This window comes from Maribacter sp. Asnod1-A12 (assembly GCF_045063735.1).
Lineage (GTDB): Bacteria > Bacteroidota > Bacteroidia > Flavobacteriales > Flavobacteriaceae > Maribacter.
Genome location: NZ_JBEFNZ010000006.1, coordinates 1,015,807 through 1,039,680 on the forward strand (window position 1 = coordinate 1,015,807; position 23,874 = coordinate 1,039,680).

Annotated in this window: 19 protein-coding genes; 14 read left to right on the forward strand and 5 right to left on the reverse strand. The window is 34.9% G+C overall.

Annotated elements, in window-relative coordinates; genetic code table 11:
* The first annotated feature begins 10 nt into the window (after window positions 1-10).
* Window positions 11-1,714 carry a DUF1501 domain-containing protein gene (locus tag ACJJVP_RS04200; protein WP_405411005.1) on the forward strand — a complete coding sequence of 568 codons (1,704 nt, stop codon included), beginning with the start codon at window positions 11-13 and terminating at the stop codon, window positions 1,712-1,714.
* 56 nt (window positions 1,715-1,770) lie between these two features.
* On the opposite strand, the gene ACJJVP_RS04205 is transcribed toward ACJJVP_RS04200, so the two are convergent.
* Window positions 1,771-1,950, reverse strand: a complete 180-nt coding sequence (locus ACJJVP_RS04205) for a hypothetical protein (RefSeq protein WP_405411007.1) — start codon at window positions 1,948-1,950, stop codon at window positions 1,771-1,773.
* A 208-nt stretch (window positions 1,951-2,158) separates the two neighbouring features.
* On the opposite strand from ACJJVP_RS04205, the gene metG reads away from it, so the two are divergent.
* Entirely contained in the window at window positions 2,159-4,225 is a 2,067-nt protein-coding gene (metG, locus tag ACJJVP_RS04210) for a methionine--tRNA ligase (RefSeq protein ID WP_405411008.1), read from the forward strand.
* 78 nt (window positions 4,226-4,303) lie between these two features.
* Here the strand turns inward: metG and ACJJVP_RS04215 are convergent, their stop codons facing one another.
* On the reverse strand, window positions 4,304-6,595 hold the full coding sequence (locus ACJJVP_RS04215) for a hypothetical protein (RefSeq protein ID WP_405411009.1): 2,292 nt from the start codon (window positions 6,593-6,595) through the stop codon (window positions 4,304-4,306).
* A 186-nt stretch (window positions 6,596-6,781) separates the two neighbouring features.
* Here ACJJVP_RS04215 and ACJJVP_RS04220 point away from each other — a divergent pair, with 186 nt between their 5' ends.
* The 7 genes from ACJJVP_RS04220 (at window position 6,782) to ACJJVP_RS04250 (ending at window position 14,722) form a co-directional block, all read left to right on the forward strand.
* Entirely contained in the window at window positions 6,782-8,905 is a 2,124-nt protein-coding gene (locus ACJJVP_RS04220) for a Tex family protein (RefSeq protein WP_405411010.1), read from the forward strand.
* An 8-nt stretch (window positions 8,906-8,913) separates the two neighbouring features.
* A complete protein-coding gene (locus ACJJVP_RS04225) occupies window positions 8,914-9,816 on the forward strand; it encodes a histone deacetylase (RefSeq protein WP_405411013.1) in 903 nt (300 codons plus the stop codon).
* Between the two features lie 77 nt (window positions 9,817-9,893).
* A complete protein-coding gene (locus tag ACJJVP_RS04230) occupies window positions 9,894-10,727 on the forward strand; it encodes a phosphatase PAP2 family protein (RefSeq protein WP_405411015.1) in 834 nt (277 codons plus the stop codon).
* A 185-nt stretch (window positions 10,728-10,912) separates the two neighbouring features.
* The gene (locus tag ACJJVP_RS04235) at window positions 10,913-11,404 is read left to right on the forward strand and encodes a hypothetical protein (protein ID WP_405411017.1); all 492 of its coding nucleotides are present in this window, start codon (window positions 10,913-10,915) and stop codon (window positions 11,402-11,404) included.
* Window positions 11,405-11,448: 44 nt separating this feature from the next.
* Window positions 11,449-12,129 carry a hypothetical protein gene (locus ACJJVP_RS04240; RefSeq protein ID WP_405411020.1) on the forward strand — a complete coding sequence of 227 codons (681 nt, stop codon included), beginning with the start codon at window positions 11,449-11,451 and terminating at the stop codon, window positions 12,127-12,129.
* 129 nt (window positions 12,130-12,258) lie between these two features.
* Window positions 12,259-13,578, forward strand: a complete 1,320-nt coding sequence (locus tag ACJJVP_RS04245; protein WP_405411022.1) for a hypothetical protein — start codon at window positions 12,259-12,261, stop codon at window positions 13,576-13,578.
* A gap of 46 nt (window positions 13,579-13,624) precedes the next feature.
* Complete coding sequence (locus ACJJVP_RS04250; RefSeq protein ID WP_405411024.1) at window positions 13,625-14,722, forward strand: gliding motility-associated C-terminal domain-containing protein; 1,098 nt, start codon at window positions 13,625-13,627, stop codon at window positions 14,720-14,722.
* 32 nt (window positions 14,723-14,754) lie between these two features.
* Here the strand turns inward: ACJJVP_RS04250 and recQ are convergent, their stop codons facing one another.
* The 3 genes from recQ to ACJJVP_RS04265 form a co-directional block, all read right to left on the reverse strand.
* Entirely contained in the window at window positions 14,755-16,839 is a 2,085-nt protein-coding gene (gene recQ, locus ACJJVP_RS04255) for a DNA helicase RecQ (protein ID WP_405411025.1), read from the reverse strand.
* 271 nt (window positions 16,840-17,110) lie between these two features.
* Window positions 17,111-17,443 (reverse strand): single-stranded DNA-binding protein, encoded by a 333-nt coding sequence (locus ACJJVP_RS04260; RefSeq protein WP_405411028.1) that lies wholly within the window; start codon window positions 17,441-17,443, stop codon window positions 17,111-17,113.
* A gap of 195 nt (window positions 17,444-17,638) precedes the next feature.
* A complete protein-coding gene (locus tag ACJJVP_RS04265) occupies window positions 17,639-18,325 on the reverse strand; it encodes a GNAT family N-acetyltransferase (RefSeq protein WP_405411031.1) in 687 nt (228 codons plus the stop codon).
* A 290-nt stretch (window positions 18,326-18,615) separates the two neighbouring features.
* Here ACJJVP_RS04265 and ACJJVP_RS04270 point away from each other — a divergent pair, with 290 nt between their 5' ends.
* From ACJJVP_RS04270 to ACJJVP_RS04290, 5 genes are all read left to right on the forward strand, one after another.
* Window positions 18,616-20,094, forward strand: a complete 1,479-nt coding sequence (locus ACJJVP_RS04270; protein ID WP_405411032.1) for a sensor histidine kinase — start codon at window positions 18,616-18,618, stop codon at window positions 20,092-20,094.
* Between the two features lie 95 nt (window positions 20,095-20,189).
* Entirely contained in the window at window positions 20,190-20,390 is a 201-nt protein-coding gene (locus tag ACJJVP_RS04275) for a CDGSH iron-sulfur domain-containing protein (RefSeq protein WP_405411034.1), read from the forward strand.
* 133 nt (window positions 20,391-20,523) lie between these two features.
* Window positions 20,524-21,816, forward strand: a complete 1,293-nt coding sequence (locus ACJJVP_RS04280; RefSeq protein WP_405411037.1) for a Zn-dependent hydrolase — start codon at window positions 20,524-20,526, stop codon at window positions 21,814-21,816.
* A gap of 6 nt (window positions 21,817-21,822) precedes the next feature.
* Complete coding sequence (locus ACJJVP_RS04285; protein WP_405411039.1) at window positions 21,823-22,266, forward strand: SRPBCC domain-containing protein; 444 nt, start codon at window positions 21,823-21,825, stop codon at window positions 22,264-22,266.
* Between the two features lie 57 nt (window positions 22,267-22,323).
* Window positions 22,324-23,874 carry a M20/M25/M40 family metallo-hydrolase gene (locus ACJJVP_RS04290; protein WP_405411041.1) on the forward strand — a complete coding sequence of 517 codons (1,551 nt, stop codon included), beginning with the start codon at window positions 22,324-22,326 and terminating at the stop codon, window positions 23,872-23,874.

Below are 23,874 nucleotides of genomic sequence, written 5' to 3' on the forward strand. Positions count from 1 at the left end.
ACCTACTCTTATGTGCAACACACACCACTCACCATTTAAAGGTCTGCAACACGAAGGCCATGATGAAGAACACAAAACATGGAGCAGACGCTCTTTTTTACAAGCAATGGGCATTGCTGGGTCAGGCTCAATGATGTTAGGTGCAAATATGTTATCAGCTTCTGCACCATCGCCATTATCGGCTGGTATATCAGCAGCTGAAACAGATAATATTTTAATACTTATTCGCCTTTCAGGTGGTAATGATGGCTTGAGTACCGTAATACCTATAGAACAATATGATAGTTATGCCAATGCAAGACCGAATATCTATATACCTGAAAGTAAAGTTTTAAAACTGACCGATGAATTCGGTGTACCATCTTATATGAACTCGTTGGCACCAATGTGGGACCAAGGTCAATTTAAGGCCGTACACGGAGTAGGGTACGAAGGTCAAAGTTTATCACACTTTACGGGTTCAGATATATTTGCAAATACAGATATAGAAACTACAGGTTTCAGTGGTTTAAACACTGGTTGGATGGGTAGACATTTTGAAAACATTTATCCCGATTATTTAATCAATCCGCCAGAAGCACCAGCGGCTATACAAATTGGCCAATTCGGCAGCTTAGTATTTCAAGGCGATGAGACCAACTATGCTTTTGTAACTTCTAATGTTGATCAGCTAGAAGAAATCGCAGAATCTGGTGTAGTATATGGTTTAGACGACACCCTATTCAATGATTGTATGTATGGCGATCAACTTAAGTTTTTAAGGGGAGTTGCAAATACTACATATGAATATTCTGGTACAATACACGATGCCTACACGCGTGGAGAAAACCAAGTAGAATATCAAGATAATAGCTTCGCCCGTCAACTGGCCCTTATAGCTAGATTGATAAAAGGTAATTTGGGTACAAAGGTATATATGATTTCTATGAGCGGTTTTGATACGCACGGTAATCAACCTCAAACTCATGCTGAATTGATGACCAATCTCTCGATAGCAGTAAATAATTTCTATGAAGATATTGCATTTACGCAGCAAGATGACAAGGTTCTTAGCATGACTTTTTCTGAATTTGGAAGACGTATTTTCGAAAACGGTTCTAATGGTACCGACCATGGTAAAGCTACACCGACCTTATTCTTCGGATCTGGTCTAAATGGTAGCGCCTTTGTTGGTGACCACCCAACGTTAGACGACCCAGATGGTAGAGGTAATTTAGAATACACGATGGATTTTAGAGACCTTTATGCTACTGTACTTGCAGAATGGCTATGTGTTGACATTCCTTTGGTAGAAGCTCACTTACTAAACTATAAACCATATGTGCCGGTAGATTTAGGCTTTAGTTGTAGCGGTGAAGCTTTCCCCGATATCGTATATAGCGACGGTGAAGTTACTCCACCAGTATACCCAGATGAAGAAGCTGAAACTCCGTTTAACCCAGACTTAATAAATGCCGTTGTTCATAAACCATTTTACCCAACGGATAGTACACCACATATCTATTTAGAAATGCCATTTTCGGCACATGTAGATATTGAACTTTTTAATATACTCGGGCAGAAAGTAGGCACCGTTTTTAACGAAATGATGTTTGAGGGTTCTACCGAAATAAATATACGAGAGCGCATGCCCGAACAACTATCTACAGGAAAGTACATTTATCGTATCAATGTACAGAATCAAAAAATGAGTAAATCTGTAATGGTAGTCTAATTGGTTTCCCACTATGTAAAAAGCCCCATTCATTGATAATGAATAGGGCTTTTTATTTATGTTAATTTAGTATTGTTCATTTTAGATTCGAACCGCAGCTCTTTTTTAACCCTATGGTTCTTATCTTTAAAAAGTCTAACGACATCTTCTTTATTAGTACTAGCTTTTTCTATAGCCTTTTCTATCTCATCCAGACCATTATCCAACATAATTTTTTTAGAATTACCAACACCCATATCTTATATGTTTTAGTTAATAAATAAGTTTTTTCTTACAATAGAACTAAAATGGATGCGTTTTATTATATTTTTTCAGCTGTAATTTAACTTTAAGCTTCATTTCTAAAAAAACCGAAACAAATTCACTTTTCTACAAGACCACAATTGCGAAGTAATTAGTAATTCTCCCGTCAAATTCTGTATTTTTGCAGCCTAATTTATTTTGATGTCCGATATTAAAACACCCTCTAGATATACGATTACTGCAGCATTACCATACACAAATGGTCCAATACATATTGGTCATTTGGCCGGCGTATATGTTCCAGCAGATATTTATGCTCGTTACTTAAGATTAACAGGTAAAGACGTTGCTTTTGTTTGTGGTAGCGACGAACATGGTGTTGCCATATCAATGAAGGCTAAAAAAGAAGGGGTAACACCTAAAGATATAATTGATAAATACCATGCGATTATTAAGCAATCTTTTGTCGATTTCGGTATTACGTTCGATAATTATTCAAGAACCTCTGCGCAGGTACATCATGACACCGCATCAGAATTCTTTATAAATCTTTATGAAAAAGGAGATTTTATTGAAGAAACTACAGCTCAATTATATGATGAAGAAGCACTGCAATTTTTGGCAGATCGCTTTGTAATAGGTACTTGCCCAAAATGTGGTAATGAAGAGGCATACGGTGATCAATGTGAAAATTGCGGGTCTAGTTTAAATGCGACGGATTTAATTAATCCGAAATCAACAATCACAGGTACTATACCAACTACCAAAGAAACCAAACACTGGTTTTTACCTCTAGACAGATATGAAGATTTTCTAAGAGAATGGATATTAAAAGGACATAAAAACGACTGGAAACCTAATGTTTACGGGCAATGTAAGTCATGGATCGATGGCGGATTAGAGCCAAGAGCGGTAACCAGAGATTTAGATTGGGGCATACCCGTACCTGTAGAAGGTGGAGAAGGCAAAGTTTTATATGTTTGGTTTGATGCACCTATTGGATATATCTCCTCTACCAAAGAATGGGCCGCACGAGAAGGAAAAGATTGGGAGCCTTATTGGAAAGATAAAGACACCAAACTAGTCCACTTTATAGGAAAAGATAATATTGTTTTTCACTGTATTATTTTCCCGTCTATGCTGAAAGCGGAAGGAAGCTATATTTTACCGGAAAATGTACCGGCAAATGAATTCTTGAATTTAGAAGGAAACAAACTTTCTACCTCTAAAAATTGGGCAGTTTGGTTACATGAATACTTAGTCGATTTTCCTGAAATGCAAGATTCGTTACGTTACACGTTAACAGCAAACGCACCAGAAACAAAGGATAACGATTTTACTTGGAAAGATTTTCAGGCTCGTAACAACAACGAATTAGTAGCCATTTTAGGTAATTTCATTAACCGAGTGGTAGTATTGACCAATAAATATTACGATGGTAAAGTACCAGCTGCAGGAAGCCTAACCGATGTTGATACGGAGACACTTGAACAATTATCAAAATATCCAGGAATCATTTCAAGTTCTATTGAGCGTTACCGCTTTAGAGAAGCAGGTCAAGAATTAATGAACTTAGCGCGATTAGGCAATAAGTACTTAGCCGATGCCGAACCTTGGAAGGTCATCAAGGTTGATGAAGAACGCGTAAAAACCATTATGAATGTTGCACTACAAATAGCAGCAGGATTAGCGGTTTTAAGCGAGCCATTTTTACCATTTACATCTAATAAACTAAAAACTATTTTAAATATAGATGTAAACCTAAATTGGGATAATGTTTCTTCAAAAGAAGATTTACTTGATGCAGACCATCAAATCAATCAAGCAGAATTACTCTTTAGAAAGATTGAGGATAGTGAAATTCAAGCTCAACTAGACAAATTAGAGGCGACCAAAAAAGCTAACGAATACGAAAACAAACAAGTAATGCCACAAAAAGATACCATTACATTCGATGATTTTTCTAAATTGGATATGCGTGTAGGTACTATTATCGAAGCTGAAAAAATGGCAAAAGCCAAAAAACTTTTAGTTTTAAAAGTAGATACAGGTTTAGATGTTAGAACTATTGTTTCTGGTATTGCAGAAAGCTTTAAACCAGAAAACATTGTAGGTAAGAAAGTAACCGTATTGGTCAACCTAGCACCAAGAGCATTACGTGGTGTTGATAGTGAAGGCATGATTCTAATGACAGAAAATGCCGATGGAAAACTAGTATTTGTTAATCCAGATGAGGATAGCGTTGGTAATGGTGAAGGGATAAATTAGAATAACAATTTTCATACATTTAAAAAGCCTGGGTGAATATTTACCCAGGCTTTTTATTTTATCATATTATGTCATCGTTTAATACTGTTCTAGCATGCGCTTGTCTTTAAGAGCATATTTAGACTTAATGATACGTTTAACCGATTTAGATTCGTAAGCATCATGCAACCTTTTAGCAGCGTCTAATTTTAAAGATGCTAAACGTCTATTTGCTTGAACGCTAAATGACTTGCCGGTAGATGTGTTTGTAAGGTTACCGTCTGCATCAAAAAACTCAGATCTTATATAAATACCATCTTCATAATACTCAATTAAATATAACTGACCATTTGCCAAATAACCATCAACGGTTATTAGAATATTGTTCTCATAGTTATAATGGTAATATTCCTCTAGAACTCCTTGAACATAATACTCTTCATAAGAAACATAACCTAAATCATTATAGTAAAATGCTACAGATAAAATTCCATTTAAATCATATCCTTCTGCACTTAACCTATTTCCATTTTCATCATTTTCATAGAGATACGTATAGTCAACTGCACCTAAATAAAAATACTCTGTTTTTATCCAATAACCATTTTCGTCATAATAATCAACCCAATTGAGTTCATCAAAAGCATCGTATGAACGTGTTTCTTTTACAACTCCATTTTCATGAAATTCATAACTATAATAGTCAGTTAAAACCCCGTTAGCGTCAAAATATTCAGTTTTTTGAATAACATAATGTCCAGTTGGAAGTATGACCCAGTTATTAGCATATGAAAAAATAATTTCCGAATTGTCATTGTACTGATTGATCATTTGGACATAAGAGCCATCAGACTCATAGGTAGTACTAAAAGTTAATAAACCATTATCAAAACTTTCAGAAGTAAGTAAATATCCTCCTAGTAAGGTTCGCACTTGCTGAAAACCATCACCTGTTGTAAAAGTATTGGCAACTACCAACTCATTTTCATCGAACACAAAATTGTTTTCGAATGAAGAAATATAATCTTGACCTACTGTATTGCTTTGAATATTCAATTCGGTAAGTTTATTGGCATCACTATAGTCTAATGCCCAAATTTGAGTAGAACTAGAGACATTCTCATATGGCAAATCATCTTGATATTGTGATGAATACTCGCTACTAGAGGTAATACTGATTTCCGAAAAATTTTGTTTCTCGTTATATTGAAAATTAGTAGTTGACGTATAATTATTATTAGAATTATACTGTCCTTCAACGTCATTAGTCTGAGAAATATCATTAATCGATTGAGATTTAAGTTTTCCTTCTACATAGGTGTTTATACAAGTTTTTTCTCGACTATAAACATTTGTTTCTTGAGTAATATTTTCTACATAAGACAAAGCTTTATTTTCTTCATTCCATTCAGAAATTTGAATAAAATGTTGTGTATCTGACGCACTATTTCTATAAACAAGTTGTTCTATTTGATTAGTTGAGTTATAAATTAAATCAAAAGAATTAGAGTATGAACTAATTGGATATCCATATGTACCCCCTAACAATCTCGGACTTACATCTATTTTAGTAAGTGTTGAAGGTAAACCTAAATTATTGTAATTTGAAAAAGTAAGTTCATGCAAAATGCGCCCCGAATATCTTAAAACAATATTTGTAGAAAGTAATGTTCCATCCGCATTAAAAGAATTCTTATAAACAGCAGATTTTGGCACATCGGCGGCGTATAAAGACTCAAGTAGCGGCAATAAATGTGTTAATGCCAAATTCTCTTGTTCAGTATATTCAAATTCTAACGCAGCAGCCATATTTACTGTAGCAGTTTCAGGATAAACAATCTCTAAATAAGCACCCGTTTGTTGAGAAACATTAATGACTATATCTGCAAGAGTAGATGAAATACTACTAGAAAAATCTATGCTCTGTACGCCCAATGCAGCGATGACATCTGTAGTTAAATTAATACCGTTGGTATGATCTTGATCATCATCTAATGTTTGTAAAAAAGCTGCTATATTTTTAGCTATTCGGCTTTCAATACTTGCATTTGCATCAGCCACTTGAGCAATATCTATCGGTGTAATTTCCTCTTTTGCAATTACAGAACCTAATACTACTTCACCTACCTTAAAGGTGATTTCTTCACCTATAACATAATTAAATTCTCCATCTGCATTAGTAACTCCTTCTTGGGTTGCAGTTTCAAAAGTTAGTCCTTGTACTGCGCCATCAATAAATTTACCGGTTAGAACCGTAACTGAAGTGGGTTCATTTGGCAGCTCTTGCTCTTCTGGTTTTTCTACTTGTGTTTCTTCAATTGTGTCATCGTCTTTGTTGCATCCCATGGTCAACAACAATGCACAAAAAATTGTAAATACTTTTACTTTCATAATGGTTTAGTTTTGGTTAATGATTAATAATATATAGAATCAGTTATTCCATCATAACTGTGCTATTTTTAAATGCGAACCGGGGGAGAATTATTAGGAGGGAATATTATTGACAAATAAATACCTAGATCAGCTTGATTTCAATACCTAATAATGGGTATTTTTAAAAGTTCTAAACGATTTTACATGCAATTACTCCCTTATATACTAAAACACACCCAACTGCCAGAGAAGGGAATTCAAAATACTATTGAGCTTTTAAATACCGACTGTACCATACCTTTTATTTCTAGGTATCGTAAAGAACGTACGGGCAATTTAGATGAAGTACAAGTTGGTGCAATAGTTCAATTTAAAGAACAGTATGAAGCTCTTGATAAGCGTAAAAAAGCAATTATAAAGGCTGTAGATGAACAAGGTGTATTAACTGCTGAGTTGAAACAGAAATTTAAAAAGGCTGAAGATCTCACCCAGTTAGAAGATCTATACCTCCCATTTAAAAAGAGTAAAAAAACCAAAGCTGAAGTAGCGCGTAAAAACGGATTAGAGCCTTTAGCAAAAATCATAATGGCGCAACGTGATGACAATATTGATTTCACAGCATCCAAATATCTCAATGCAACCATAGAAAACGAAGATGATGCTTTAGAAGGTGCTCGACACATTATTTCTGAATGGATTAATGAACGTACAGATATAAGAAGTTCTATAAGATCTCAATTAGCAAGATTTGCTATTATTAGCACCAAAGTAATAGGCACTAAAAAAGATGATGAAAAGGCTCAGAAATTCAGAGATTATTTTGATTGGAGCGAACCTTTAAATAAATGTCCGTCTCACCGATTACTTGCCATTTTACGTGCCGAAACTGAAAAATTCATAAGGGTTAAAATTGAGTTGGATGATGAACGTTTATTAGATAGAATTGAAAATAGAATCATAAAAACAAACAATGCCTGTGGACAGCAAATTGAACTAGCCCTCTCAGATGCCTATAAAAGATTGTTGTTTCCTTCCCTATCGAACGAATTGCTCAAGGGAGCAAAAGAAAAAGCGGATGATGAAGCTATTGCTGTTTTCTCTAATAATCTAAGACAATTATTACTAGGCGCACCTCTAGGCGAAAAACGTATTCTTGCCATAGATCCAGGTTTTAGAACTGGCTGCAAGGTGGTTTGCTTAGATGCACAAGGCAATTTAGTACATAATGAAACAATTTATCCGCATGCACCACAAAATGATGTTTCTGGGGCGATAAAGAAATTAAGTTCATTGGCAAATGCCTATAAGATAGAAGCCATAGCCATTGGTAACGGTACGGCATCAAGGGAAACAGAACAGGTTGTGAAAAAAGTGATTTTTAACAATCCTGTTGAAGTATTCGTAGTCAGTGAAGCCGGTGCCTCTATTTATTCCGCCTCTAAAATTGCAAGAGATGAATTCCCAAATTATGATGTTACCGTACGTGGTGCCGTTTCTATTGGCAGGCGTTTGGCTGATCCACTTGCCGAACTCGTAAAAATAGACCCAAAATCTATTGGTGTTGGGCAATATCAACATGATGTGGACCAGGGTAAACTAAAGACTTCGTTAGATACGGTTGTTGAAAGTTGTGTGAATTCTGTGGGCGTGAACATCAATACAGCTAGCATTCCTTTATTGAGTTATGTATCTGGTATTGGTCCTAAATTAGCCGAGAATATTGTTACCCAACGAAAAGAAAAAGGAGCGTTTAAAAGCAGAAAAGACATAAAGGATGTCCCTAGATTAGGCGGTAAGGCATTTGAACAAGGTGCAGCTTTTTTACGTATTAAAGATGCTAAAAATCCGCTAGACGATTCTGCCGTACACCCAGAAAGTTATGGAATAATCAAGCAGATGGCGAAAGATAAGGGAACAGAAATTCTATCATTGATAGGAAATAAAACGTTACTCAAAGAAATTGATCTTCAAAAATATTGCACCAATAATGTTGGGCTACCTACTTTAGAAGATATTCGTTCTGAGCTTGAAAAACCAGGATTAGACCGTCGTGAGAAAGCAAAAGTGTTCACCTTTGATCAAACCATAAAATCTATTACTGATTTACATAGCGGACAATTGCTGCCAGGCATTGTAAATAACATTACCAACTTCGGTTGTTTTGTAGATATAGGCATTAAAGAAAGTGGTTTAATACATGTTTCTAACTTATCAGATTCTTTTGTAAAAGATGTAAATGAACATGTGCATTTACATCAGCAGATTATTGTAAAAGTTTTAGATGTGGATGTTGCGAGAAAACGTATTCAATTAAAGTTGCATAAATAATTGAACTGATGCTGAAAATAGCAAATCATCCTATATATAAACATCCGCTACCAGAGGGGCATCGTTTCCCTATGATGAAATATGAGCTATTACCACAGCAATTAATTCATGAAGGAACCTGTACAGAAGAGAATTTCTTTGAGCCAGAAATACCAAATGACAAACATATTGTAGCTGTTCACGACCCTGAGTATTTCTATGATTTGTTGAATATGATGATTTCGCCCAAAATGGCTCGTAAAATAGGCTTTCCCCTCTCAGAAGATTTAGTAGAGCGAGAACGTATTATTGCCTATGGAACGATAAAAGGATGCGATTATGCCTTAGAATATGGAATTGCCATGAACATTGCCGGCGGAACTCATCATGCCTATAGCGATCATGGTGAAGCATTTTGTATGTTGAACGACCAAGCAATTGGCGCTAAATACTTATTAAGCAAAGGTCTTGCGACAAAGATTCTCATTGTAGATTTAGATGTACATCAAGGAAACGGAACTGCAGAAATATTTGAAAAAAATGATGCAGTATTTACATTCTCTATGCATGGCGAAAGTAATTATCCGTTTAAAAAAGAAAAGTCGGACTTAGATATTCCTTTGTCAAAGGGAACTACTGATGACACCTATCTTTCTATATTAAAAGAAAATTTACCCAAACTAATAGATACGGTAAAACCAGATTTCATCTTTTACCTCTGTGGTGTTGACATTTTAGATAGTGACAAATTAGGCACTCTTGCTCTAACATTAGAAGGTTGCAAAAAGCGGGATGAATTTGTTTTGACTACATGTCACAACTTAAACATACCCGTACAATGTAGTATGGGCGGCGGTTATTCTCCTGACATCAACATTATTGTTGAAGCTCATGCCAATACTTTTAGAATAGCTCAAAATCTATATTTTTAAGGTCGTTGAAAACGTTTTGGCAAAACATTGATCTAATTTGATTATTTTATAAACAACCAGAACTTTAAATTTACGCCATGAATAAACTAATACTCCTTTTAGGCATAACCTTTTGTATATCTCTTCACGCCCAAGACAAAAGCAAAGATTCTACAGATACCAGGTGGAATATGTTTAAATATGATGTTGGAAGTATATTTAAAGGAGTAGGTCATTCTTATACCAGACCACTACATTGGCAAGGCAATCAATGGGCTCAATTCGGTGCTGTTGTTGGCGGTACAGCTTTAGTTTATCTAACAGATGATGATACTTCCAGATTTATTAGAAACAATAGAGAAGGTGTACCTCAAGTAATTCGAGATTATGGAGAATTCTATGGCAATCCTTCAAACAATTATATAGCAACCTCTGGTGTTTATGCAGTAGGATTAATTACCAAAAACGAAAAATTAAGAAGAACCGGGGTCTTACTAATTTCATCTGCGACATCTGCCGGTTTACTACAACAGGTATTAAAATCTGTAGTTGGTAGAGCAAGACCGGTAGCAGAATTAGGCAAGGATACTTTTGACCCATTTAATTCTAGTAGAAATTTTCACTCATTTCCTTCAGGACACGCCTTACTTGCGTTTACAAATGCATATGCTATTGGTAAGCAATTTAAAAATCCGTGGGTAAAAGCCGGTATTTACACAGTCGGTGCCATACCTGGCATTTCTCGTATTTGGGATGGTCAACATTGGTTAAGTGATATGGTTTTTGCTTTTGCCATTAGTATAGCTACCGTAGAATCTATTGATAGATACCTAGATAAAAGGTATGATGAAAAGTATAATGACCAAAAGAAAATGGTAAGTTGGAACCTCAATTTTGGTCCCGGTCAAATGGGTATTACCGTAAATTTCTAATTAAGCTTCAGTATTGAGAATTTCTTAATTATTCAGTGATAAAATATAGATTCATATTTAAATTTTTATAAGATTATTCTTACAACATATTTATAGGCTTTCATACGTCTTTTCTTACATTTTACAACATTATTTAATCTACTGATCTATTAATCAGTTATTTAGTATCGAATATAATTCGATAAATGAAAATAACTAAAACTTACATTTTATTTCTATTAATTTCTGGACTAACTTCTACTCTAATAGCACAAGTAAAAATTGGTGACGATATCAATTCTATTGATGAAACTTCTATATTAGAATTAGAAAGTACTACTAAGGTCATGGTACTTACGCGTATGACCAATAATCAAATGATGGCTATAAATCCATTGGCTGGTGGTTTGGTATATAATATAGATACTGGTTGCATTCATTCCTATAACGGAACCAGTTGGATAAGTCTCTGTGAAGGAACTAATACAGGCCATAATCAAGAACAAACAGTAATTACAGCAAGTACCGGTCAAACCCAATTTACCACGCCCATTCCTATAATTGACGATAATAAAATAGAGGTATTTAGAAACGGTGTAAAAATAGCTTTTACAACTCTAAACGCTAACACAATTCAACTAGAAAGCGGCGCGACATGTTATCAAAATGATACGATAAGAATCGTACAAATATTCTAATAAACCAATATAAATAAATTCTTTAAATTTTTAAATTAAATATTATGAACTCAAAAAAAATACTGGTAGTCTGTTCATTGTTTTTAGGCGCATCACTTAGTGCTCAACAGACCACGGGCGACGTTACCAAGCAAGGCGATATTAATCCGGGAACTACGACCACTGCAGGTGCAGTTAGAGTAGTCGACAATAAAGGAACCATTAAATATCTACAATCGCAAAATGGTATTACCATGCTTTCGAACACAACCGATAATGTAACTACTACAACCTGGCAGCTAGGTGGCGTACTAACCGACTCTACATTTATTGACATAGATGGAAAGTTATTTGGTTTAAACGGTTTAGAATTAATAGATACCTCAACAGAAAGTGCTTCTTCAGATGCTACCACAGAATCTGACGCAGGTACAGGAACTGGTTATACCATATTAGTTAGAGATGAAGCTACCGGTGCAACCAAAAAATTGTTGGCTACAGATTTAATACAAAGTGGACAAGAGGCTTTTACGGCAACTGCTAGTCAAACTACCTATGCGCTTACAGGCTCACCTGTATTACCGGCATTTAGCCAAGTATGGGTGTATAGAAATGGAGCAAAATTAATTGCAAATTTAGATTATACTATTGCTACCTCAACAGTTACTTTGGTTCCAAATACCACAGTTCCAAATGATTGGTCTGTGTACGCAGGAGATGTTATTGAGGTTCAATACGTAAAATAATTTTTATATGGGCTCATGCATGCACATTCAACATAGAGCCCATAATTACTATGCTAAACTTTACATTTCATCTAAACTTACTTGACCATTATAACTATAAATACCAAATATTGTCTAACAAGCTTTTTAATGATTTTTATTCTACAAATAAGCATTTTCGCTCAAGTAGAAGAGGTTATTGATTTAAAGGGTACGCGTGTAAAAGTTAGAAATACGATTGTAACAACTGCTGCAACTGCTCCTGACACTCCTTTGCAGAACGATATCTGGTTCGACACTAGTACAGAACTTACTAAGATTTATGATGGTAGTAATTGGTTGACAATAAATTTAGATGCACTTTCCAAAAAAGAAGATAGCGCAAATAAATCTACGGATACCAGTTTAGCAGATGCGACAAACACGAAATTTCCAACTGAGCTCGCTGTAAAGACCTATGTTGATAACCAATTGACTAGCGCAAGTGATGATGACATTACAGATGTTAGTTTTAACGGTACAGATTTAACAGTTGAAGAAGGCTCAACAAATTTTTCTGCCGATCTTTCAGATTTAGAAGAATCTGACGACATTACTGCAAATACAACGTTAATCAACAATCATATAACCGCAGATAACGATTTAAGTTCCACAAATGAAATACAAGACGCCGAAGAAGTGAATATCGATGATACCGGTGGTATTTTCACGGCTACAAACGTAGAAGGCGCATTAACTGAACTAGCCAATAGTAACGATATTAACCTATATTCATATGATGGTACTTTAAGTGATAACAGGGCAATTACACAAAATAATTTTGATCTTAATTTTGATACCAATACCCTAGTCATAAGTGGAGACGACAATAGGGTAGGAATAGGAACGGATAGTCCTGATTCCAATTTAGATGTAAATGGAAATGTCAAAATAAGAACCCTTGCCACAGGTGCAAATACTGATAATATTGTGACTGCCGACACAGATGGAAATTTAAGGGAGCTACCTATTACCAGCCTAGAAACTAAAACTACAATTTCACAAAATACGACTACAGGCGCAATTACACATCATAGTGAAGATGGAAGTACGCAAACCGTAAATGTAGTAAGTACAAATGCAAACAACAGTATCACAACTGGCACTGATGGTGGAGCATATTTTAATAATCCAATAAAAGCATACGGTACATTAATTCCTTCATCTAACTCCTACACGGCCATTGGCATTAGTAATGCTGTTAAAAATGGTACTGGCAGATATACATTTACCATGGCATCTACAAGATCAACTACCACCTACCCAATACAATTAAGTGTATTAGAGTCTAGCCAAGGAAACATTAATATTTATGTTACATCACAAACATTAACCACATTCAGTATTGCTATTATAGAAGAATTTGGGGGTACAATACCTTTAGACAATTACGTTGACCGAACATGTTATTTTACCATACTAGACTTCTAAAATGAATAAACAATTTATATTTATTTTTATTCTTAGCATTACATATATGCCGACGATACAAGCTCAAAATATTAGAAATTTTGGTGACCTAAAAATACATCAATCTGGCAAATTAGGTTTTTTCTCCTCTCTTGTTAATGATGGGACCTTTAATAACACTATCGGACTAGCAGGTTTTTATGGTGATGTTCAAAACTCTATTTCTGGTTCTATTCAACCTAATTTTTATGATTTAGAAATAAACAATGATGAAGGCATTTTTCTTCAACGAACTATCGAGGTCAGTAATAATACCAATTTCGTATTCGGTAATATTATAACCGAAAAATATAACAACAACTCGTATTTATATTTTAGTGCTACCTCATTTTATAATGGAGAATCTGATTTTTCAAAAGTAGACGGATTCGTAGCAATTTCAGATGTTCAAAGCTTTATATTCCCTATAGGTGATGAAACGTATTTAAGACCTCTTGGTATAAGTACCGAAGAAACACTATCAAATTTTAAAAGTGCATATCTCTTTGAAGATGCTACTTCAGACTATAACCAAATAACATCAAAAGACTCAAAATTATCGAGAATTAGCAATTTAGAATATTGGATCTTAGAAGGAGAATCATCTACAGAGATTACTATCGGATGGAACGAAAGAAGTTCACTACACAGTATGGCTTCTGACATTAATTCTTTAACCGTAGTAGGTTTCGACAAAGAATTGAGAGAGTGGACAAATTTAGGTGCTATTGATATTACCGGAAATCTAGAAGAGGGGTTTATTACTTCAATGACATTTACACCCAATCTATTCAGTGCCTTAACCTTTGGCGTTCTAGAGGATAAATCTCCAGTTTCCCACAAAGGGTATCATTATTTAGTGACGCCAAACGGTGATGGTATAAATGATTTCTTATTCATACCAGAACTTAGTGATTATGATTATAATCGAATGTTGATTTTCGACAGAAATGGACTTAAGGTTTTTGAACAAGAAAATTATACGAATGAATTTAATGGAGATGTAAGTTCTAATATACAGGCAATTAGCAGAAAAACAGGTTTAGCCGAAGGCATTTATTTCTATCAAATAGAATTAGGTAAAGAAAATTTAAACATTCAAGGTTTTCTTTATTTAGATAGGTAACTCATCTTTTTAAAACACTTAAATTTAGTACATTATATATCTAACATATATAGTGCAAATTTGATTTTCCAATACGGCATTTTTTTCTCAAAAAAATCAAAGTAGTCTTTTAGACCTGTAACCTCCGTTAGTTCTGATTTTGCCTTTTCTATTTCCGCTATTTCCTTAGCGTCTACAAACTGATTTAAATCGAGATCCTCACCTTCTTCATGCTTCTTCATCAAATGACCATATATGGTATTTTCAGAGAGGTTTCTTGAAGTCGCTATTTCAGAAACTGTAAGTCCTTCTTTAAAAAGGTCAAAAGTTTGATCATGGGTTTTTCGTTTCGATTTTTTAGTGCCAATATGCATTTTTATTTCCTTAAGAAAAACCTCGGCATATTTTTCTAGCTTAGCTTGACCTACTCCAGAAACTTCCATGAACTCTGTCTCATTTTTAGGTAGCTTAGCTTCCATATCCTTTAAACTTGCATCTCCAAAAACAACATAAGCTGGTACATTCTGTTCCGTTGCAATTTGCTGTCTAAGCACCCGTAGCTTTTCAAATAAATCAGTTTTCTTAACTTTTGATTTGGCAGCCGTCTTTGTCTTTTCTGTTTCCTTTTGTAAGACCGCTAATTGAACTTTTTTACCTGAAAACAAAACCTCTTTCGCCTGTTCAGTTAAACCAAGTCTTGCACCTTCCCTAAAGTTAATATCCAATAAGCCTTGATTCAATAACTGAATAACATATTGTTGCAGGTCTAACCAAGAGACATCTTTTACGGCACCATATGTTTTGATATTCTGATAGCCTTTTTCTAGAACTTGTGCATTCTGTGCACCTCTTAAAACATCGATAACCATACCCATTGGTTCTCGCTCTTTTAACCGAGCAACGCCAGAGCATACTTTTTGCGCCAATAATGTAGCATCAAAATAAGCAGGTGGAGCATTACAGATATCACAATTGCCACAACCTTCTGTTACCTGCTCTCCAAAATAATTTAGTAGAGCGATTCTACGACAGCTCAAAGCCTCTGCAAATTGCTGCATACGTTCTAACTTAGCGTATTCAACATCGGCATTTTCACTTGTTGTGATAAATCTACGTAACTGAGCTACATCGGCAAAACTGTAAAATAATAAGGCGTGGGCAGGTAAACCGTCACGACCGCCACGACCAATTTCTTGGTAATAGCCCTCTATATTTTTTGGAAGATTATAATGAATAACCCAACGAACATTACTCTTATCGATACCCATACCAAAGGCAATAGTTGCTACAATAATGGGCACCTTATCGGTAATGAACTCTTCCTGAACATTTGAACGCTCTTCAGACGACATTCCTGCATGATAAGCCTTTGCTTTAAAACCTGCATTACGCAATTTCTCGGCAATAGACTCCGTACTTTTTCTACTTAGGCAGTAAATAATTCCGCTTTCATTAGGTCGATCATCCAAGAAATCGAGAATATGTTTTATTCGGTCTTGAGCAGGTTTTACATCAAGATACAAGTTAGGTCGATTGAATGATGCCAGGTGACGTTCAGCAGACGTAATTTGTAATTGATCTGCAATATCGTCTTGGGTAGTTTTATCGGCAGTCGCCGTAAGTGCCATTACCGGTATATTTGGAAACCTTCTTTTTAATCCTCCGAGCTGAGTATATGCAGGTCTAAAATCGTGCCCCCATGAAGAAATACAATGAGCCTCATCAACCGCGAACAGACTGATTTTTAAATTCCCAAGAATGTTATTGAAAAAACCCAAACTCTCTGGAGCCACATAAAACAATTTTAACTCCCCTCTCTCCAATTTTCCTAGAATCTCTTGCTGTGTTTCTTGGGTCTGAGAGCTATTGTAGTATTCGGCAGCAATTCCGTTAGCTTTTAAAACATCTACTTGATCCTTCATTAAAGCAATTAACGGTGAAATTACAATTGCAGTTCCTTTTAAAGCTAAAGCGGTCAGCTGATAACAAAGAGACTTACCACCACCAGTTGGCATAATCGCCAAAACATCTTTTTTATCAAGGGCATCTTCAATTATTGATAATTGATTAGGCTTAAATGAATCGTAACCAAAATGTTTTTTTAATAATGGTATTAAATCTTTTTCTGTTGCTGTCATGTTTTGCAAAAATAGTGTTTGAGAATGTCTTTAGCAGGTCTTTTCACAGGATTAGATATTTATGAGGCAAGAAGCAATCTGTCAATTTCGTATTCCAAACCAACAGATCACTTCGTCGTACCTCCTCGTGAAGACGTTACCATGAAAATTCGATACTATAAGTTCAGAAAATACAATCCAAACGTCTTTGCGAGGCACGAAACAATCTGCCGAATTCGTGTACCAAACTAACAGATCACTTCGTCGTACCTCCTCGTGAAGACGTATCAACTTACTTCCCCAACATCAACAACTCATTACACCTTACTTCGGTAATATATCTTTTTTCGCCTTCTTTGGTTTCATAAGAACGATGCATAAGTTTACCTTCTACAGCAACTTGCTTACCTTTCGATAAGTAATTTTCAACGATTTCTGCCGTTTTGCCCCAAGCAACTATATTGTGCCATTGGGTATCATCTACTTTTTCGCCTTTAGCATTTTTATAACTATCGGTAGTGGCAATAGAGAATTTTGCCAATTTGGTTCCACCTTCTAAGTTTACGATTTCGGGGTCTTGACCTAAATTCCCAATTAATTGTACTTTGTTTTTTAATGCATTCATCTTAAATAAATTTTATGGTTAAACAAATTACTTTCAAGACATTGCGACTTGACACTGCAAACCTAGAACAGCATTAAAACTTTAATCGGTTTGTAAACGTTTACTATCGTTTGTAATCGTATACAGTCGTTAAAAAACGCTTATACTATTGATCATCAACAATATAGTATTGCAAAAGATAAACATAGAAGAGTTTTACTTTTTTGAATACAACCACCAGTTCATATCTCTAGTTACATTATAACCTAATTTCTCATAAAGTGGAATAGCAAAATTACCCTTATTCGTATGTAAAATAGGAGTTTTATTCACTTTTAAAATCTCTTTAGTAGTATGGCTAATCAGTTGTTTTGCCAATCCCTTTCTAGTATAATCCGGATGTGTAACAACCGCACTCACCTCTATAAAAAGATTTGTCTGCATTCGTTGACCGGTTAATGAAACCAATTTACCATCCTTAAAAATTCCGTAATAGTTACCCATTTCAAAGGTTCTTTTACGATAATACCCAGGCATTACCAACCAGATTAAATCATATATTATATCGATATATTCTTCACCTAATAAAACAATGTCTTCAGTTATTGAAACTTCTGAAAACTCGTTTAAAACCATTTGACAACCTTCTATTTTCTTTTCGAAAAGAATATTCCTCTCATCTACAATAGGCGTTTGATTCTCTGAAACAAAGAAAAAATTATCTATTGTTTTTATATATTCATTAGAAGCTTCTACTGTCTTAGTTTCATCGAAAAAAGAACCAAAAGTGCACACCTCTTGGTCATAAAATTGAACTCCATCAAGTTTAACCCTAAACTTTTTATGTGTTTCGTTTAAAGAATACCAAACCGGGTTTTTAAGTTGCTCTTCTAAATTTACCATTCCAATAAATATAATCAGTTTTAAAAAAAAATAAATACTAATCAAAAGTTTGAAGATATAGCAAACACTTTTAATTCTTAAAATAAATTAATGATATAATCTAATCCGTACTTATTTAAAAAAAAGAAATACACGTAAATTAATTAAGAATTTTATACATAAGGCGACTTAAATTTACATAATGGTTATAAATTACCCCAAATAACCATGAACAAGAGATTAATTTTCATTACCTTAAAATTAAATGAAATTTCAACTATTTAACTTGTAACTATTTCTAATACTATATTATGAATGTTATTGATTTCAAGTATTTAGAAATATTTATTTTTACAGCAATTTTTGGTGTTTTTGCGATATATCACCTTATATCTTTTCTCATATTAAGACATAAGATCTTACTTTATTATTTCATTCTCATTTTAGGAATAACCTTACATTGGAGCCTATATATATTTATATACAAAGCTACAAATGACCAAGCCTTAGAGTTTATAGTTAACATCTCTCTAATAACTGCAATGATTAGTACTTTTGGTCTTTTAAATTTCACGAAAAATTACCTTAACATAAGCAAAAGCAATCACCCAAAGTTATCTAGATATTATAAAATACTAATTGTAATTACCGTCTCATTATCGGTTTTACATGGTATTCTCAATTTTATATTCAACTTAAACCTGCTAAGTGATTTTTTAAAATTAATCGCTGCAATAACGGCTATGTCAGGCATTTTTCTTAATATATTTTCAGGATATCGCTTATATAATGAAGAAAAGGTCAACAAATATTATTTATACGCTTACACTCCTTTACTAATCGCTTCGGCCCTATATATTGGAACATGGCTGATTAAAAAATACTTCAATATATACACGGACCACACATTATTAATCACATCAGCATTAGTAGTTCTACAATTAATACTTTTCTCCATTCTAATCAGCTTTAAGTTTAAATTTATTGAAGTTGACAACATAAAAATGCAAATAGAAACCAATAAACAGTTAAAAGTAGAAGTTGATAAACAGACTAAAAATCTTCAGATAGCAAAGAAGGAACTTGAAATTAAAAATGAAGAACTTGAAACTGTTAATAAACTTAAGACCAAGCTATTTTCATTACTTACACATGATGTACGTGGTCCACTCAATAACGTCGGCACTATAATGGGAATGATTGAGGTTGAACTTGCAGATGGTCCCTTAAAAAAGTTTACCAACAAGCTAAAAAATGATGTCAATGATAGAATCTCTATGGTTAACGCCTTACTCGATTGGTCTTATAAGCAATTAGATGGTGTTACCCTTAATAAAAAAACTTGTGAACTAAATGCTATTTTCACTTCTATATCTAAAGAATTTAAGTGGCTCGCAGAGGATAAAAACATTGAAATAGTACTTGAGTTATCTGGTCATAAGATATTTATAGATGAGAATATGTTGAAAGTTATTCTCAGAAATTTAACCTCAAATGCTATTAAATTTAGTAAAAAAGGCCAACATGTTATATTATCATCAAAATACAATAATGATTCTATAGAATTAACCGTAACAGATTTTGGCCAAGGTATGAGTACCGATTGGAACAATAATAAACCAGAAGTACGAAAAGGTACAAAAGGTGAAATAGGCACTGGCTTTGGTTTAATGATTACAACAGATTTTGTAAAAATGAATGGCGGGGAAATGATTTGCGAAAGCGAAATAAATAAAGGCACAACTTTTACCTTACGTTTTAAAGCCTCACTAAATGATAAATTAATATAGAATAAAAACAAATAACCGTTTTTATAAATTCATATTACCCTGATTACCCTACAGAATCATTTTTTTCCTACCTTAAAATTTCTAAAAAAATTAAAATGGAAGAAAAAGAAACAACTGCAACTCAAATTATTGTCGCTAATAATGGACCTTTAAAAGTCAAAGGTAATTTAGAAATTCAACTTGCTTCAGGCGAAATTGTCACAAAAGAAGGAACTACGGGTTTTTGCCGTTGTGGAGTCTCAGAAAACAAACCATTTTGTGATGGATCACATAGAAAAATAGAATGGATAGGTTAATCTATAAATAGTGTAAACATAAGTATTAGGTGTATTCTAAATATTGAAAGTATACACCTAATAGTCTATAATTTTAGTTCACCTATTTTTGGAATATTTACAGAGTATTACAAACACTTCACCATAAAGGATCATGAAAAAATATAAGAATATATTTACTTTACTTTTAATTATTAGTCCTTTATTAGGTATCGCTCAAATCTCGGTGAATCAAGACCGATTAGAAAAGCGTATTCTAGATCTTGCCCAGTTTGGCATTCAAGAAAATGGTGAAACCGAACGTGTTGCTTTTAGTGATGCCGATGTTGCTGCCCAGCAATGGTTTATTGAACAATTAAAAGCCATGGGCATTCAAACCCATATCGACTATGCAGGCAACGTAGTTGGAATACGAAAAGGGACAAAACCAAATATGAAACCTATTTCATTTGGCTCACATATAGACCGCGTTCCGCATGGTGGCAATTATGATGGCTGTGTTGGTAGTATGGCTTCTTTGGAAGTTCTTAAAGTGCTTGATGAAAATAAAGTCAAAACCAAACATCCTTTAGAAATTATCATATTTTCTAATGAAGAAGGTGGTGTTGTAGGTAGTAGAGCAATCGCCGGTCATTTGAATAAAAGTGCTTTTGGCGTTAAAAATTCAACAGGGTACACCATTGGCGAAGGTATGATGAGATTAGGTGGAGATACCACCAGACTAGCAGAAGTGGCTCGTAAAAAAGGAGACGTTGCTGCCTTTATAGAACTACACATTGAACAAGGTGGTACTCTTGAAAAAGAAAATTTAGAGATTGGTATTGTAAAAGGTATTGTGGGACTTAAATGGTGGGATGTTGAATTCAACGGTTTTGCCAACCATGCAGGTACAACACCAATGAATGCAAGAAAAGATGCATTATTAGCAGCCTCAAAATTCATCATTGCAGTCAATGAGGTTGCCAAAAGTTTTGATGGTTCACAAGTTGCAACTGTTGGTAGAATAAAGTCAGAACCAGGAGCACCTAATGTAATTCCAGGTTATGTAGTTACGAGTCTTGAAATTAGAGATTTGTCTTCTGAGGTTATTGAAGAGATGTATACTGCTATCGAAAAAAGAGCTGTAGAAATTAGTAAGGAATCTGGCGTAGATATCACTTTTAACAAACTAGATACCACAGCAGACCCAGCCATCATGGATTCAACCATACAATCTGAAATTGAAAAAAGTGTTCAATCTCTTGAATTGAGTTACAAATCAATGCCAAGTGGCGCGGGTCATGATGCCCAAGACATGGCACTTATTGCACCCACCGGAATGATATTCGTACCAAGTAAAAACGGAATTAGTCATTCTCCTAAAGAATTTACTTCTGCGGTTGACATGGCAAATGGTGCTAATGTATTATTACAAACTATTTTGGCTTTGGACGATAAGCTTAAATAACATTTTATGAGAGACAATCAATCCATACATATAGAACAACTTCTAAATGCATCAATTGAGCAGGTATGGAAAGCATTGACCAATGTGGATGATATGCGGCAATGGTATTTTAATGCTATTCCTGATTTTAAGCCAGAGATGTCTTTTAAAACTAGCTTTTTAATTACGAATGGGGGACGAAACTTCACTCATAATTGGATTGTAACGACCGCTATTCCAAAATCTAGAATTAGTTACACTTGGACCTTCGATGAATACCCAGGAGAAAGCATCTCTACATTTGAGCTATATGAGAAGGAGCATCAAACACTACTTACGCTCACAAGCGAAATCACAAAAGATTTTCCAACACATATTCCAGAATTTAAAAGAGAAAGCGGCGAGGCAGGATGGTCGTATTTAATTAAGGAAAGCTTACCTCTCTTCCTTCAAAAATCAGACAAATTTTAACAGCAATCTTCTACCCTTAAATTAGTACCTTAGTTCAACTAACAAACTATCTTGAACATGAAAAAAGGACTACTCATTTGTGCATACTTTCTATGCACTACCATCGCAATTTCGCAAACTACAGAAGACATTGTCAATGCCATTGAAAAAGAAGGCATTGAAAACTCGCAATTAGAGCAATTAGCTTACGAATTAATGGACCTCAACGGACCACGTTTGGTTGGAACACCAGAAATGAAAACCGCACATGACTGGGCAATAAATACCTATAAAAAATGGGGTATTGCTGCCGAAAACCAACAATGGGGAACTTGGAAAGGTTGGCAGAGAGGCATCACGCACGTAGATTTGGTATCGCCACGTGTAGCTTCGCTTCACGCTACACAATTGGCATGGAACCCAGGTACAAGTTCTAAAGGTGTTACCGCATCTTTAATAACATTGCCAAGTTTCAAAGACTCCTTATCTTTTGTAAAATGGCTTCCTAATGTTAAAGGGAAAATAGTTATGGTGAGCATGCTGCAACCTACAGGTAGACCAGATGAAAACTGGGAAGAATACGCAACAAAATCATCCTTCGAGAAAATGAAAACGGAGCGCGATTCTATCGAAAAAATATGGAGACAGAATATTAACAATACAGGCTACACGAGTAGAAATATCAATGCTGCATTTGAAAAAGCAGGCGCAGTTGGTATTGCACAATCCAGATGGTCTGAAGGTTTTGGCGCTAACAAAATATTTAGTGCAGGTACTGATAAAATTCCTGCAGTGGATATTTCTTTAGAGGATTATGGAATGCTGTACAGAATGGTTGAACATGGTGCCGATACTAAGATTAAAATAGTAGCGGAATCTAAAGACCTAGGCGTGGTACCAACATTCAATACCATAGCCACCATACCTGGCACTGAATTCCCAGAGGAATATGTAATTCTTTCTGCTCATTTCGATTCTTGGGATGGTGGAACGGGAGCAACTGATAACGGTACTGGCACAATTACCATGTTAGAAGCTGCTCGAATTCTTAAAAAAGTATATCCGAATCCGAAAAGAACGATATTGATTGGACATTGGGGTAGTGAAGAACAAGGTTTAAACGGTTCTCGTTCATTTGTTGAAGACCACCCGGAAATTGTAGCTGGCGTACAAGCTGTTTTCAATCAAGATAATGGTACCGGTCGTGTTGTTCGTTTATCGGGACAAGGTTTTCTTCATGCCTATGATTATTTAGGGCGTTGGTTAGAAGCCGTACCAGAAACGTATAAAAATGAAATAGAAACTACCTTCCCGGGATCACCTGGGCGTGGTGGTTCTGACTATGCCTCTTTTGTTGCTGCTGGTGCACCAGCTTTTTCTTTAAGCTCTCTTAGTTGGGATTATTGGAATTACACATGGCACACCAATCTAGATACGTATGACAAGATAGTATTCGACGACGTACGTAACAACGCTATTCTAACGGCGATTCTTACGTATATGGCTTGTGAAGATCCAGAGAAAACATCACGTGAAAAAGCAGTGTTAGGTATTAACCCTAGATCTGGTGAAAAAGGAGAATGGCCAACACCAAGATCACCACAACGCAAAGGTGGGCAAGACGAATAA

Coding starts and splice junctions, on each gene's coding strand:
- ACJJVP_RS04200 (WP_405411005.1), top strand. CDS start 11: ATGTGCAACACACACCACTCACCATTTAAAGGTCTGCAACACGAAGGC.
- ACJJVP_RS04205 (WP_405411007.1), bottom strand. CDS start 1,950: ATGGGTGTTGGTAATTCTAAAAAAATTATGTTGGATAATGGTCTGGAT.
- metG (WP_405411008.1), top strand. CDS start 2,159: ATGTCCGATATTAAAACACCCTCTAGATATACGATTACTGCAGCATTA.
- ACJJVP_RS04215 (WP_405411009.1), bottom strand. CDS start 6,595: ATGAAAGTAAAAGTATTTACAATTTTTTGTGCATTGTTGTTGACCATG.
- ACJJVP_RS04220 (WP_405411010.1), top strand. CDS start 6,782: ATGCAATTACTCCCTTATATACTAAAACACACCCAACTGCCAGAGAAG.
- ACJJVP_RS04225 (WP_405411013.1), top strand. CDS start 8,914: ATGCTGAAAATAGCAAATCATCCTATATATAAACATCCGCTACCAGAG.
- ACJJVP_RS04230 (WP_405411015.1), top strand. CDS start 9,894: ATGAATAAACTAATACTCCTTTTAGGCATAACCTTTTGTATATCTCTT.
- ACJJVP_RS04235 (WP_405411017.1), top strand. CDS start 10,913: ATGAAAATAACTAAAACTTACATTTTATTTCTATTAATTTCTGGACTA.
- ACJJVP_RS04240 (WP_405411020.1), top strand. CDS start 11,449: ATGAACTCAAAAAAAATACTGGTAGTCTGTTCATTGTTTTTAGGCGCA.
- ACJJVP_RS04245 (WP_405411022.1), top strand. CDS start 12,259: ATGATTTTTATTCTACAAATAAGCATTTTCGCTCAAGTAGAAGAGGTT.
- ACJJVP_RS04250 (WP_405411024.1), top strand. CDS start 13,625: ATGCCGACGATACAAGCTCAAAATATTAGAAATTTTGGTGACCTAAAA.
- recQ (WP_405411025.1), bottom strand. CDS start 16,839: ATGACAGCAACAGAAAAAGATTTAATACCATTATTAAAAAAACATTTT.
- ACJJVP_RS04260 (WP_405411028.1), bottom strand. CDS start 17,443: ATGAATGCATTAAAAAACAAAGTACAATTAATTGGGAATTTAGGTCAA.
- ACJJVP_RS04265 (WP_405411031.1), bottom strand. CDS start 18,325: ATGGTAAATTTAGAAGAGCAACTTAAAAACCCGGTTTGGTATTCTTTA.
- ACJJVP_RS04270 (WP_405411032.1), top strand. CDS start 18,616: ATGAATGTTATTGATTTCAAGTATTTAGAAATATTTATTTTTACAGCA.
- ACJJVP_RS04275 (WP_405411034.1), top strand. CDS start 20,190: ATGGAAGAAAAAGAAACAACTGCAACTCAAATTATTGTCGCTAATAAT.
- ACJJVP_RS04280 (WP_405411037.1), top strand. CDS start 20,524: ATGAAAAAATATAAGAATATATTTACTTTACTTTTAATTATTAGTCCT.
- ACJJVP_RS04285 (WP_405411039.1), top strand. CDS start 21,823: ATGAGAGACAATCAATCCATACATATAGAACAACTTCTAAATGCATCA.
- ACJJVP_RS04290 (WP_405411041.1), top strand. CDS start 22,324: ATGAAAAAAGGACTACTCATTTGTGCATACTTTCTATGCACTACCATC.